The organism is Microbacterium sp. gxy059 (genome assembly GCF_050958665.1).
Lineage (GTDB): Bacteria > Actinomycetota > Actinomycetes > Actinomycetales > Microbacteriaceae > Microbacterium.
This window is the reverse complement of sequence record NZ_JAMXWT010000022.1, coordinates 38,012-51,766: the sequence shown is the minus strand read 5'-3', so window position 1 is coordinate 51,766 and position 13,755 is coordinate 38,012. Positions and strand designations below refer to the sequence as shown.

The 13,755-nt window shown below is 72.7% G+C and carries 10 protein-coding genes; 1 reads left to right on the top strand and 9 read right to left on the bottom strand.

Annotated features, from left to right (window positions below):
- Positions 1-55 precede the first annotated feature (55 nt).
- The 7 genes from NHL53_RS12215 to NHL53_RS12185 all read right to left on the bottom strand — a co-directional run bounded on the left by NHL53_RS12215 (position 56) and on the right by NHL53_RS12185 (position 8,623).
- Positions 56-1,009: a DnaJ C-terminal domain-containing protein gene (locus tag NHL53_RS12215; RefSeq protein ID WP_433777145.1), complete on the bottom strand. Its 954-nt coding sequence runs from the start codon at positions 1,007-1,009 to the stop codon at positions 56-58.
- Positions 1,010-1,029: 20 nt separating this feature from the next.
- A complete protein-coding gene (locus NHL53_RS12210; protein ID WP_433777144.1) occupies positions 1,030-1,644 on the bottom strand; it encodes a nucleotide exchange factor GrpE in 615 nt (204 codons plus the stop codon).
- Positions 1,644-3,497, bottom strand: a complete 1,854-nt coding sequence (gene dnaK / locus NHL53_RS12205) for a molecular chaperone DnaK (RefSeq protein WP_433777143.1) — start codon at positions 3,495-3,497, stop codon at positions 1,644-1,646. Before dnaK ends, NHL53_RS12210 begins: the two co-directional genes overlap by 1 nt.
- A gap of 198 nt (positions 3,498-3,695) precedes the next feature.
- The gene (locus NHL53_RS12200; RefSeq protein ID WP_433777142.1) at positions 3,696-5,120 is read right to left on the bottom strand and encodes a GntP family transporter; all 1,425 of its coding nucleotides are present in this window, start codon (positions 5,118-5,120) and stop codon (positions 3,696-3,698) included.
- 45 nt (positions 5,121-5,165) lie between these two features.
- Entirely contained in the window at positions 5,166-6,056 is an 891-nt protein-coding gene (locus tag NHL53_RS12195; RefSeq protein ID WP_433777141.1) for an NAD(P)-dependent oxidoreductase, read from the bottom strand.
- 24 nt (positions 6,057-6,080) lie between these two features.
- Positions 6,081-7,484, bottom strand: a complete 1,404-nt coding sequence (locus tag NHL53_RS12190) for a four-carbon acid sugar kinase family protein (RefSeq protein WP_433777140.1) — start codon at positions 7,482-7,484, stop codon at positions 6,081-6,083.
- A gap of 434 nt (positions 7,485-7,918) precedes the next feature.
- Positions 7,919-8,623, bottom strand: a complete 705-nt coding sequence (locus tag NHL53_RS12185; protein WP_433777139.1) for a FadR/GntR family transcriptional regulator — start codon at positions 8,621-8,623, stop codon at positions 7,919-7,921.
- Positions 8,624-9,580: 957 nt separating this feature from the next.
- On the opposite strand from NHL53_RS12185, the gene NHL53_RS12180 reads away from it, so the two are divergent.
- The gene (locus tag NHL53_RS12180; protein ID WP_433777138.1) at positions 9,581-10,459 is read left to right on the top strand and encodes a helix-turn-helix domain-containing protein; all 879 of its coding nucleotides are present in this window, start codon (positions 9,581-9,583) and stop codon (positions 10,457-10,459) included.
- Here NHL53_RS12180 and NHL53_RS12175 read toward each other — a convergent pair.
- Both NHL53_RS12175 and NHL53_RS12170 read right to left on the bottom strand, forming a co-directional pair.
- Positions 10,445-11,629, bottom strand: a complete 1,185-nt coding sequence (locus NHL53_RS12175; RefSeq protein WP_433777137.1) for an MFS transporter — start codon at positions 11,627-11,629, stop codon at positions 10,445-10,447. The genes NHL53_RS12180 and NHL53_RS12175 overlap by 15 nt on opposite strands.
- Positions 11,630-12,221: 592 nt before the next feature.
- On the bottom strand, positions 12,222-13,415 hold the full coding sequence (locus tag NHL53_RS12170) for an MFS transporter (RefSeq protein WP_433777136.1): 1,194 nt from the start codon (positions 13,413-13,415) through the stop codon (positions 12,222-12,224).
- Between the last annotated feature and the right edge of the window lie 340 nt (positions 13,416-13,755).

The following is a 13,755-nucleotide window of genomic DNA, read 5'->3' as shown; positions in this document are numbered from 1 at the left end:
CAGCTCCAGCCCCAGCACCACAATCGGCTTTCCCGCACGAATCGAGACACGGTGTTCATCGGAAGAGCCCCGCGCGCGGGTTCTCCGCCGACTCCGCCTCGCGGAAGCGCTCGAGCGCCTCCTTCTGCTCGTCGTCGAGGTGGGTCGGCACGACCACCTGCACCTCGGCGAGCAGATCGCCGGTGCCGCTCTTCGCCGTGATGCCGCGCCCCTTGACCCGCAGGATCCGCCCGGAGGGCGTGCCGGGGGCGACTCGCAGCTTGACGCGACCGCCCTCGAGGGTCGGCACCTCGATCGTCGCCCCGAGCACGGCCTCCGCGAACGTCACGGGCACCGTGACGCGCAGGTTGAGGCCGTCGCGCGAGAACACCGGGTGCGGCCTGACCGTCACCTCGACGACGACGTCGCCGTTCTCGCCGCCGGTCGGCGACGGGCGTCCGCGTCCGCGCAGGCGGATCTTCTGCCCGTCGGAGACCCCCGCGGGGATCTTCACCTTGAACGGCTTGCCGTCCTCGCCGCGCAGCGAGATGGTCTCGCCCTTCGCCGCCGTCATGAAGTCGATGGTCGTGCGCGCGCGCACGTCCTGACCCTTCTGCGGCGGCTGCGAGCCGCCGAACCCGCCGAACGGGTTCGCGCGCCCGCCCCCGCCCGTGGCCCCGTTGAACATCGAGAAGATGTCGTCGAAGTCGGGCGAGGAGCCCCCTCGCGTGAACCGGCTGAAGACGTCCTCGAAGCCGCCCGCGCCGGATCCGCCCGCGGTGAAGCGCGCACCGGATCCCATCGCCCGCAGCTCGTCGTACTCGCGACGCTGCTCCGGGTCGGAGAGCACCGAGTAGGCCTCGCTGATCTCCTTGAACCGCGTCTCCGCCGCGGCGTCTCCCGGGTTCGAATCGGGGTGGTACTTCCGCGCGAGCTTGCGGTAGGTCTTCTTCAGGTCGGAGTCGGAGACGTCCTTGGACACCCCGAGGACCTTGTAGAAGTCCTTCTCGAACCAGTCCTGGCTGGCCATCTACACCTTCTTCGCGTGGGTCACTCGGCCGGAACGCCGACGACCACCTTGGCCGGGCGCAGCTCGACGTCGCCCAGGCGGTAGCCCACCTCGACGACCTCGAGGACCGTCTGCTCCACGGCTCCGGGAACGGGCTGCTGGAAGACGGCCTCGTGCTGCTGCGGGTCGAACGCATCGCCCGCCTCGCCGTAGGCGACGAGGCCCATGCGCTCGGCGACGCCGCGCATCTTCTCCGCGACGATCGCGAAGGCGCTGCCCTCGGCGAGGTCGCCGTGCTGCTCGGCGCGCACGAGGTCGTCGAGCACGGGCAGGAGGCCCTTGCCGACCTCGCCCTTCGCCCGGTCGCTCTCGACCTGGCGCTGCTCCTCGGTGCGGCGACGGTAGTTGGCGTACTCGGCCTGCAGCCGCTTGAGGTCGTGCAGGAGCTGCGTCTCGTAGTCGCTCTTCTCCTGCTCGGCCGCCTCGTCGGTCTGCTCGGCGTCCAGGATGTCGTCGACCGTGAGCCCATCGCCCTCGGCCTCGGCGTCTTCGCCAGCGGATGCGCCCGAGGCGGGGGCCTCCGAGGCCCCCGCCTGCGCGTCCGGCTGGACCTGGTCGTCGCCGTCGTTCGGCTCGATCGGGTCCTTGTCGGTCATTACTTCTTCTCGTCCTCGTCGTCGACGACCTCGGCGTCGACGACGTCCTCATCGGAGGACGCGTCGCCCGCGGGGGCGTCGGTCGGCGTCTCGGCCTGCTCCTGCTGCGCCTGCGCGTAGAGCGCCTCGCCCAGCTTCGTCTGGCTCTCGTTGAGCGTGTCCAGCGCCGTCTTCACGGCGTCGTCGTCCTCGCCCGCGAGCGCGGCCTTGAGGGCGTCGACGTCGGCCTTGACCGACTCCTTGACGTCGGCCGGGAGCTTGTCGTCGTTCTCGTCGAGGAGCTTCTCGATCGAGTACGACAGCTGCTCGGCCTGGTTGCGGGTGTCGGCGGCCTCGCGGCGCTTCTTGTCCTCGGCCGCGTGCTCCTCGGCCTCGCGCACCATGCGGTCGATGTCGTCCTTCGCGAGCGAGGATCCGCCCGTGATGGTCATCGACTGCTCCTTGCCGGTGCCCTTGTCGGTGGCCGACACGTGGACGATGCCGTTGGCGTCGATGTCGAACGTGACCTCGACCTGCGGCAGACCGCGAGGAGCCGGCGCGATGCCGGTCAGCTCGAAGGTGCCGAGCGGCTTGTTGTCGCGGGTGAACTCGCGCTCGCCCTGGAACACCTGGATGGCCACCGAGGGCTGGTTGTCCTCGGCCGTCGTGAAGGTCTCGCTGCGCTTGGTCGGGATGGCCGTGTTGCGCTCGATGAGCTTCGTCATGATGCCGCCCTTGGTCTCGATGCCGAGGGACAGGGGCGTGACGTCGATGAGCAGGACGTCCTTGCGCTCGCCGATGAGGACGCCCGCCTGGAGGGCCGCGCCCACGGCGACGACCTCGTCGGGGTTGACGCCCTTGTTGGGCTCCTTGCCCGTCACGCTCTTCACGAGCTCGCTGACGGCGGGCATGCGGGTGGATCCTCCGACGAGGACGACGTGCGCGATGTCGGAGACCTTCACGCCCGCCTCGCGGATGACGTCGTCGAACGGCTTCTTCGTGCGCTCGAGGAGGTCCTTCGTGAGGTCCTCGAACTTCGCGCGGCTGAGCGTCTCGCTCAGCGAGGCCGGCCCCTGCTCCGTGAGGGAGAGGTAGGGCAGGTTGATCGTCGTCGACGTGGAGCTCGAGAGCTCCTTCTTCGCCTGCTCCGCGGCCTCCTTGAGGCGCTGGAGCGCGATCTTGTCGCCCGAGACGTCGACGCCCGAGCTCTTCTTGAAGGCGTCGATGAGGTAGTCGACGATGCGCTGATCCCAGTCGTCGCCGCCGAGGCGGTTGTCGCCCGCGGTCGAGCGCACCTGGATCGTCGAGAAGTCGTCGTCCTTGCCCACCTCGAGGAGCGAGACGTCGAACGTGCCGCCTCCGAGATCGAAGACGAGGATCAGCTCGTCCTCCTTGCCGCGGTCGAGGCCGTAGGCGAGGGCGGCCGCGGTGGGCTCGTTGACGATGCGCAGCACGTTGAGGCCCGCGATCTCGCCGGCCTCCTTCGTGGCCTGGCGCTCGGCGTCGTTGAAGTACGCCGGGACGGTGATGACCGCGTCGGTCACCTTGTCGCCCAGGTACTCCTCGGCGTCGCGCTTCAGCTTCATGAGGATGCGCGCCGAGATCTCCTGCGGCGTGTACTTCTTGCCGTCGACGTCGAACGTCCAGTCGGTGCCCATGTGGCGCTTGACCGAGGCGATGGTGCGGTCGACGTTGGTGACGGCCTGGCGCTTGGCCGTCTCGCCGGTGAGCACCTCGCCGTCGCCGACGAACGCGACGACGGACGGGGTGGTGCGGAGGCCCTCCGCGTTGGCGATGACCTTGGGCTCGCCGCCTTCGAGGACGGAGACGACCGAGTTGGTCGTTCCCAGGTCGATTCCTACAGCACGTGACATGTGCGCTCCCTTTCGTCGGAGAAGAGATGGAAAGTCTTCACGCGATACTTGAGCCGCGTTGGCTCAAGTGTATGCCACGGGATCCACCCTGTCAAGAAAGTTGATACAACCCGACTCAGGTTTGCGCGCGACCCGGCCCCGGAACGCGCGAACGCCCCCGGCGCACGGGGCGTCGGGGGCGTTCGGAGGGAGGGCGGATCAGCCCATCGGGATCGCCGCGTACAGCACCCAGGTGAGGAGGAACCCGGCGACGCCGAGCACGGTCGTCAGCGGCGTCCACGTGCGCAGTCCGTCCTTCACCGACAGCCCGAGATAGCGCGTGACCACCCAGAAGCCCGAGTCGTTGACGTGGCTGAGGCCGAGGCCGCCGTACCCGATCGCGACCGCCACGAGCGCGGTGTGCAGCGGATCGAGCCCGAGCGCCGCGACCGCCGGGACCATGAGGCCCGCCGTCGTCGAGATGGCGACCGTGGCCGATCCCTGCGCCGCGCGCATGACGAGCGAGATGAGGAACGCCGCGAGCAGGAGCGGCAGGCCGCTCGAGACGAGCACCTCCGCCACCGCGCCGCCGATGCCCGTCTCCGTGAGGATCCGGCCGAACGCGCCTCCGGCTCCCGTCACGAGGATGATGACCGCCGCGCCCGGCAGGGCCGACTCCATGACCTCGCCGAGCTTCGCGGCCGACCAGCCGCGGCGCACGCCGAGGAAGAACATCGCGGCCGCGATGGCCACCATGAGCGCGAAGATCGGCTGGCCGATCATCGACAGGAAGCCGTTCCAGAAGCTGCCCGCCTCGAACACGGGGGCGACAGCGGTGCCCAGCATGATGAGCAGCAGCGGCAGGAGGATGAGCGCGAGCACCGTGAAGGCGCCAGGCGCCTTCTCGCCGTCGCGCAGGCCGACGTTCGCCGAGGCCTCCTCGCTGCCGAACTCGGCGAAGAGCTCCCTGGTGGCCTCGATCATCGCGTACTCGCGGCGGTTGATCACCTTGGCGACGAGATAGGACAGCACCGCGAGCGGCACCGAGACGGCGAGCGCGAAGACCGTCACCCAGCCGATGTCCGCGCCGAGGATCGTGGCGCCGCCGACGATGCCGGGGTGAGGCGGCACCGCCACGTGCACGGCGAGCATGATGCCCGCGACCGGCAGGCCGAACTTGATGGGGTTGAGCCCGGCGACCTTCGAGAAGGCGAAGATGATCGGCACGAGGATGATGAACCCCGCGTCGAAGAACACCGGGATCGCGAGGATGCCCGCCGCGATCACGAGCGCGATTCCGACCCGCTTCGGGCCGAGCCAGCTCGTGAAGCGCCCGGCGAGCGCCTCGGCGCCGCCCGACAGCTCGATGATCTTGCCGAGCATGGATCCGAGGGCGACGAGCACGGCGACGGATCCGAGCGTGCCGCCGACGCCGGCGATGATCGCCTCGATGATGCCGAGGCGCTCGGGGTCGTCGCCCGACGCCGGGATCGTCTTCAGCGGCAGTCCGGCGGCGAGGCCGACGACGATCGAGACGAGGATGAGCGCGTAGAACGCCTGCATCCGGAAGCGGATGATGAGCAGGAGCAGCAGGCCGAGGCCGGCGACTCCGATCGCGATGAGCGCGGGAAGAGGGAGCGTCATTGGGTCTCTTCTTCTTTTTCTGTGTGCGGGTCCGAGGGGTGGGGGCTAAGCGCGGCGCTCGGGGGCGACGACGCGGATGACGGCCGAGTCGTCGCGCGATCCGAGCCCCTGCGCCTCGCCGAGGAGGAACAGCTGCTCGGCCGCGGCGGCGACCGGGGTCGAGAGGTGCGCGGCGCGGGCGGCGTCGCCGACGATCCCGAGGTCCTTCACGAAGATGTCGAGGCGGCTGAGCACCTCGGCGCCTCCCTCGTCGTACGCCTGCAGGGCGCGCGGGCCGCGATTGCCGAGCATGAACGAGTTCGCCGCGCCGGCCGTGAGCGCCCCGAGGGTGCGCTCCCGGTCGAGCCCGAGGGCGTCGGCGAGGGCGAGGGCCTCAGCCGCTGCCGCGATGTGCACGCCGCACAGCAGCTGGTTGACGGTCTTGAGCGCCTGGCCGTCGCCTGCGCGGTCTCCGACGATCGACAGCGTCGACGCGAGCTGCTCGAGCACCGGGCGGGCGGTCTCGAGGGCCGCGGGCGCGGCGCCCACGACGATGAGCAGGTCGCCCTCGCCCGCGCGGACGGGACCGCCGGACAGGGGCGCGTCGACGAGCGCGGCCCCGCGCTCCTCGAGCCGCTCGGCGACCGACGCGATGCCCTCGGTCCCGACGGTGCTCGTGAGGATCACGACGGCGCCGGGCGCGAGGTGCTCGGCGAGGCCGTCCTCGCCGAAGAGGAGGCTCTCGAGCTGCGCGCCGGTGCGCACGGCGACGAGCACGCCCTGGGCGCCCGCGACCGCCTCGGCGGCGGACGCGGCGGGGGCGACGCCGCCCTCCGCGGCGAGCGCGACGCGCTCGGGGGCGATGTCGAAGCCGCGCACGCTGAAGCGCTGGGCGAGTCGCGTGGCCATGGGCAGTCCCATGGCCCCGAGACCGATGACGGCGATGTCGGAGGTCATTGTCCGTTCCTTTCGATGGGGAGGTCAGCGGCCGTCGGCGAGGATCGCGACGACGCGGGCGAGGGAGTCGTCGTCGCCCACGTTCCCGGCGAACACGACGTAGGGGATCCCGACGGCGGGGCCCGCCTCGGGCTGCCAGAGGGAGACGATCCCGGGGAGCATCGGGCCGAGCACCGTCGCGCGGCGGATCTCGAGGGCCTCGCTCGCGACGTCGCTCGAGGTGATGCCGCCCTTGGCGATGACGAACCGCGGGGGCGCGATCGCGAGCACGCGGCGCACGAGCTCGACGACGCCGCTCGAGACGCGGCGGGCGATGTCGAGGCTCTCGTCGCCGTCGGATCCCGTGACGAGCTCGCGCGAGGTGTGCACGATCACGGTGCCGCTCTCGAGGGCCGCGGCGACGGCGCGCGCCCGCTCGTCGAGGTGCGCCTCTCGGCGGTCGTCGATGAGGCGGCGCACGTCGAGCTCGACCGTGGTCGTGTCCGGCCGCTGCCGCACGAGCTCGTCGAGCTGGCGGGTGGTGAGGGGCACGTGGCTGCCGACGACGACGAGCCCGCCGCGGTCGTGGGCGAAGGGGATGTCCTCGGCGCGGACCGGCGCGACGATCTCCTGCCCGATGTGGGCGCGCACGTAGGTCGGCCCGACGCGGAGGAGGGCGTCGCGGTCGCGGAGGCGGTGCAGCGCGACGGCGACGACGCGCATGTCGGTCTCATCGACGGCGTCGACGGCGACGGCGGTCTGATCAGGGAGCGCGGAGAGGAACTCGGCGACCCTGTCGGCTCCCGCGCGGATGACGTCGAGGGTGAGCGCGGCGACGTCCGACGCGGGGATCCGCCCGTGGGTCTTCTCCTCGACCCAGGCCCGGAGGTCGGAGTTCGAGAAGCCGAACGTCGCGTCGCCGGCGAAGGGGGTCTCGCCGACGGGGGTCGCCTCGCCGTCGACAACCCAGTAGTGCACGCCGTCGACCGTGATCCGGCCCGCGTCGGGGAAGGCGGGTACGAGGAGCGTGAGCGCGGGGGCGCGGCCGCCGCGGTCGGCGATCTCCTCGGCGAGCACGTCGGTCTCGAGGGGGAAGTGCCCGCGCAGCGTCGAGTCGCCGCGCGAGACGAAGGTGACGCGACGGTCGGCGCTCTCCGCCGCGGTGAGGGCCGACGCGACGATCTCGCGATTGCGCCGCGCCGCCGTGGCCTCGTCGAGCGAACGGGTGTTCGTGAGCACGTAGACGGCCGGGGTGCCCGTCGCGAACGCCGCCTCGAGGTCCTCGACGTCCCAGCGCGTGAGCACCGGCAGGTTCGCGACGGGCTGGGTGCCTGTGGGGTCGTCGTCGAGGACGACCACGACCGAGCGGGGGTCGATCTCGGCGCGCACCTCGTCGGCCGACAGCGCCTGAGGAGCGGGCAGATCGGCGAGCAGGACGTCGACGTTCACGTGAACTCCTTCGTTCGGGTCGGGCACTTTCGCCCAGGAAGTTTGATATCAGATATCGATGCTAATGCGCGTCGGCCGGTTCGACAAGAGGCGGACGTCTCCCGCCCTCCGCGGGGCAGCGACCGAGGTGAGGGCCCGATCTCGTCGGGCGGCTCGCTGCCGGACAGGGCGGTCGTTCACCCGGTGAGGACAGCGCTGCGGATGCGGTGGTCCGCGGCGGACGCCGACGGCTCGCGACCCGCGGATCCCGCCGAGGCGAGGGCGATGCGACACGGCGAGCACGCCGGCGCGAGACTCGTCCTCGTCTCGTCCGCGGCGGGCGAGGCTCGAGCGCGGCGGGCGGCTCGCGGCCGGGGCGCGATGCGCGGGAGCGGAGGCGCGACGCTCCTCGGAGGAGAGCGCGATGCGCCCGGTGATCCGCGGGCTGGATCCCGTCAGCGTCCGTGCACGTACGCGACGAGGTCGTCGTGGGTCTGGCGCATGTGGCTCGCCATCGCCTCCCGCACGGCGTCGGGGCTGCCCTCGCGGAGCGCCTCGAGCACGCCGACGTGCTCGGCGATCGCGTGCTCGCGGATCTCCCGCACGGCGCTCGTCTCGCGCCGCGTCTCGGCGAGCAGCGTCGTGAGCGGGCGCATGGACGCGACGAGGATCCGGTTGTCGGCCGCGCGGATGATGACGTCGTGGAAGGCGAGGTCGGCCTCGACGAACGCCGCCACGTCGGCCTCGGCGTGGGCGGCGCGCATCCGCTCGAGGAGGGCGGCGAGCTCGTCGAGGTCGTCGTCGCCGCGGCGGGCGGCGGCGAGCTCGGCCGCTCCGACCTCGAACATGACGCGCATCTCGAGCATCTCGAGAGACGACCGCTCGCGCGCGCCGGCGCTGCGGGCGTGCCGCACGACGGCGTCGAGCCCGGTCCACTCGCTCGTGGGAGCGACCCGGTGTCGGCTTCCCGGCACGCGCACGATGACGCCCTGCGCCTGCAGCAGCCGCACCGCCTCGCGGAGCGTCAGCCGCGAGACGCCGAACTCCTCGGCCAGATCCGCCTCGGGGGGAAGCCCCTCCCCCGCCGCGAGACGCCCCTCGATGATCGCGTCGAGCAGGCCGTCGACGACCGACTGGGTGCGGGTGATGCGCTCTGCCACGGCTATCGCCCCTCGCTCGCGCGGGGTCCCGGAGACGACGGCGCGCTGAGCATGCCGACCATCCTACCGAGCGCCGTCGCCTCGCCCCGCGAGGGTGCGCACGCGCGGGATCGTCTCGTCGAACCGGCCAGCGCACGAGGCCGCCCGCGCACCCCGTGGCGATCCGGGCCTCCGCTCTCGCCGGGCGCGGGAGGCGGATGCCCCCGTTCCCGCCGGGAATCCCGCGAACGCCGGATCGAGGGAGACGGATCCGTCCGGCGCTCGCGGGATCTCCGGCGTTGGCGGGCTCGCGTCGGGCGCGGCGCTCCCCCGGCCCGCCGAGTGACCACCGAATCCGCGAGCGACCACGATACTCCTTGGGCGCTCGCGGGGTTCTTGGTCACTCGACGAGAAGAGGAAGAGGACGAGGACGAGGACGAGGACGAGGACGCGCACGGGGCGACGCGGGATCCCCGCGGCTTCCCCCGGGAATCCCGCGAACGCCGGAGAGGATCAGGCGAATCCGTCCGGCGTTCGCGGGATCCCCGACGTTCGCGGTGATCCCAATCCCACGCACGGCGCGAGCACTCCCCACCCGCCCCGCCGAGTGACCATCGAATCCGCGAAGGACCACGTTATTTCCTGGTCACTCGCGGGCTTCTTGGTCACTCGACGATGCGGAGAAGAGGATAGGCGCACAGGCGACGCGGGACTCCCGCCCGCTTCCACCGGGAATCCCGTGAACGCCGGAGCGAATCGGGCGGATCCGTCCGGCGTTCACGGGATCCCCGGCATTCGCGGTGGCGCGAACCGCACGCGCCACGCCTCACCCCACTCGCCTCGCCGAGCGCCCACCGAATCCGCGAGCGACCACGATATTCCTTGGGCGCTCGCGGACCTCGTGGTCGCTCGGCAGGCGACGGAAAGACCTGCCCCCGGGGGGGGAATAGCCCCCGCGGGCGGGCTGTTTCCTCCGGCATGAGCGTCAATCGCGAAGACCTGGAGCGGGTGCTGGCGTCCGTGGAGATCCGCCGCGGGTCGGGTCGGCGCGTCGCGATGCGCGACGCGGAGCTGCTCGCCCTCGCCCCGGCGGACGCGACGCTGCTCTACGTGCTCGAGGGATCCGTGCGCCCGCTCGAACCCGCGGGCGGGGGATCCGACGCCGTCGCGCTCGGCCGCGGCGACGCCTTCCTCGCGGCGGGCCGACGCTCCCTCGCGGTCGAGGCCGCCGAGGACGCCGTGGTGCTCGTCGGCGAGGCGTCCCTCGCGGGATCCGCCGACCTCCTCGCCGCGACGCTCCCGCCCGCGCTCTCCGTGTCGGGCTTCGAGGCCCGCGAGCCCGCCGCCGCCACGCTCGCCGCGGCGATGGGCGGCGAGGACGCGCAGGCCGTGCGCCGCTCGGGGGATCCGCTCATCTGCCGGATGATGACCACGACCGTGCTGCTGTCGATCATCCGCGCCTGGGCCGACGCCGGCTGCGCGCCCGCCGGCTGGCCGACGCTCGCGGACGATCCCTTCCTCGACCGCGTCGTCTCAGGGATCCACACGGACCCCGGCGACGACTGGTCGCTGGAGCGCCTCGCGAGCACCGCGGCGATGTCGCGCAGCGTCTTCGCCGAGCGCTTCCACCGCGCCCTCGGCGTCTCCCCCGCGCGCTACGTGGCGCGCGTGCGGATCGAGGCCGCACAGCGGATGCTCGAGGAGGGCGCCGCCGTCTCGGAGGCGTCGCGTCGCCTCGGCTACTCCTCCGACGAGGGCTTCAGCCGCGCGTTCCGCCGCCACACGGGCATGCCGCCGTCCGCGTGGCGCGCGCGAGCGGGATCCGCCCTCGCCGCCTCCTGCTCAGCGGCGTCCTGACAGGGCGAAGAGCGCCGATCCGGCGACGAGCAGCACGGCGCCGCCCGCGAACGCGGCCTCCACGCCCAGCGCGTCGACGACCAGGCCGCCGAGGCCCGCGGCGAGCGCGATCGCCGCCTGAAAGCCGACGACCACGAGCCCGCCGACCGCCTCGAGACGGTCCGGGGCGCGGTTGCCCGCCCACGTGTTGATGACGATCATCCACGACGCGAAGAGGAACCCCCAGACGAACGACGCCGCCCCGACCGCGCCGACCGATCCCGGGGCGAGGATGACGACCGCGACGGCCGCGGCGATGCCGACGGGCGTGGCCGCGGCGAGCAGCGCGAAGCGGCGGTCGACGACGAGGCCGACGACGATGTTGCCGATCAGCCCGCCCACGCCGAAGAGCGCGAGCAGCAGCACGATGGCCTCCGTGCCCGCTCCGGGGATCCGCTCCAGCGCGAGGCGCACGTACGTGTAGGCGAGGAAGTGCCCGAGCACGACGAGGGCGTGGCCGGCGAGCCCCGCCCCGATGCCGGGACGCCGCAGGGTGTCGACGAGCACGCGCAGGCTCGACGCCTTCGCCGCGGGCACGGATGGCAGCAGGGCGCGCAGGGCGACCGCCAGCGCGATGGTCGCGGCCCCTGCGATCGCGAACACCGCACGCCAGTCGAGCGCCTCGCTGAGGACCACGCCCACGGGCACGCCGAGCACGGTCGCGAGCGAGTTGCCCGTCGTGGTGAACATGACGGCCCGGCCGAGGCGCTCCGGCCCCGCGATGCGCGCGGCGACCGTGATCGACATCGCCCAGAAGGCGCTGAGCGCCGCCCCGAGGAGGAGCCGGGCGACGAGCACGATCGGCAGCGTCGGGGCGATCGCGACGACGAGGTTCGACGCCGCGGCCGCGACCGCGAGCCACACGAGCAGAGCGCGCCGGTCGAGGCGCGGGAAGACGAGCCCCACGGTCGGCGCGACCACGAGGCCGACGAGCGCCGTGACCGTCACCATCTGGCCGGCCTGCCCCGGGGTGACGCCGAGCGAATCCGCGATGGGCGTGAGCATGCCCCCTGGAAGGAACTCCGCGGTCACGAGAAGGAAGCTCATGCCCATCATGGCGAGGAGGGCGCCGTACGGCATGCGGGCGGGTCGCGAGTTCTCCCGGACGGGGACGGGCTCTGTCGTGGTCATGCTCCCACGCTCGCCGCTCGCGCCCCGCCGCGCCCGACCGCGCTTCCGGCGCACCCGACCGTTCGTCCGGGGCGTCGCGCCGGTGCGGTGCCGTCTCGTTGCCGTTCTGTCGGAGATTCCGGCGGCGCGGGACCACGATCCCGGTGGTTCCCCGGGCGTCGCCCTCCTCCGGGCAGGATCTCCGACAGAACGACGCGCACATCCGCCCCGCTGACGTCGGCGATCAGCCCCACGGCGTCCCGGCGTCGGGCGCTGCCGGTGCGCGGGCGATCCGGCGCGACGCGCGGCCCCGAGCGACCACCGAATCCACAAGCGACCACGATATTCACTTGGTCGCTCGGCGTTCTGATGGCCATTCGGAGGGGCCGGTCAGGCGCGCCGGCGAAGCGGGGCCGCCCACCCGGCTCGGGCACAGAGCATGGGCGATCCGGCGCGACGCACCTCCCTGCGCATCCCCGGGCGACCACGAGGACGACGAGCGACCACCGAATCCGCGAACGACCACGATATTCCTTGGTCACTCGCGGATCTCGTGGTCACTCGCGGGCGGAGAAGCGCCCTCGGGAGGGGCGCCCGGCGCGACGGACCCGCGTCACTCCTTCTTCTCGCGGCGGGGCAGGGCACCGCAGAGCGCGACCACGAGGATCCCGCCCACCGCCGAGACGAGGAGGCCCGCGCGCAGCGAGACGCCGTCCGCAATGAGCCCCACGAGCGGCGGCGAGAAGAGGAACGCCATGCGCATGAGCCACGTCACGATCGTGAGCCCCGTGCCGGGGCGCAGGCCGGGCAGCCGGTCGGCCTCCTGCATCGCGAGGGGGATGATGGGGGCGCTGCCGAACCCGGCGAGGGCGAAGCCGACGAGCACGGTCGGCACCGTCGGCACGAGGATCGCGAGACCCACGCCGACCGCGATGAACAGGCCGCCGGCGAGGGTCACCGTGCGGGGCCCGAACCGATCGGTGATGGGGTCGCTCACCATGCGCCCGACGAACTGGGCGAGGATCAGCACCGTGAAGCCCGCGGCCGCGAGCACCGGATCCGCGCCGATCCCCCCGAGGTAGAGCGCGGCCCACGTCGCGCCGACGTCCTCGATGAGGCCGCCGCCCATCGCGATGACGACGAGCGCCGCGACCACGACGACCGTGCGGGCGGTCACGCCTCCCGCCGCGGTCGCGAGGCGGATCTCCTCGGTGCGGCCCGACTCCGACTCGGGGCCGGGCAGCGCCCAGGTGCGCGCCACGAGCGCCACGAGGGCGAACAGCGTCGACGTGATCGCGATGTGCGCCGCCGGCGACAGGCCGAGCGCGATCGCCCCCGCGGCGAGCGCGCCGCCTGAGACGGCGCCCGCCGACCAGATCGCGTGCAGGGAGTTGATGATCGACTTCCCCATGCGCTTCTGCACGCGCAGCCCGTGCGCGTTCTGCGCGACGTCGGTGATCGCGTCCATCGTGCCGGCGAAGAACAGCGCGAGGGCGAGGGGGATCACCGCGGGCGACAGCGCCGCCCCCAGCACGCCCACCGCGAGCCCGACGCTCGTGGCCGCGGCGACGTTCGCCGATCCGAACCTCCTGAGGAGCGCCGCCGCCGCGAGGCCCGCGACCATCGCGCCCACGGGGTTCATCGCGATGACGACGCCGTAGGCGGCGTTGGACAGCTCGAGCTGCTCCTTGATCTCGGGGTAGCGCGGCACGATGCTCGCGAAGATCGCGCCGTTCGTGAAGAACATCGCCGACGTCGCGATGCGCGCCTTGACCGCGGTGCGGTCCGCGCCTCCCCATCTCGTCATCCGACGATCCTGCCCTATGTGCGCGGCGGGGAAGAAGTCGAGCGGCCCCGCCCTCGCGCGTCGCCGGGCCCGCGAGCCTTCGCCGCGTCCCCGCGCCTCCAGGCACTCCCCGAGTTCGCGAGTCGTCGCCGCGTCACCGGGCGCCGGACGTCGTCGGGCCCTCGCGCCCGCTGGCCTCCTCCGCCGTCGCGCCCAGGTCGCCACCGGATCCGCGCACCCGCCGTCGCCACCGGCCCCGTCCGCGGCCCTCCACCGGATCCGCCCCGCCCCGCTCGTCGCCGGACCCACACGGCCGCAGGTCGTCGCCGGACTCGCGCGCCCGCAGGTCGTCACCGGGCAC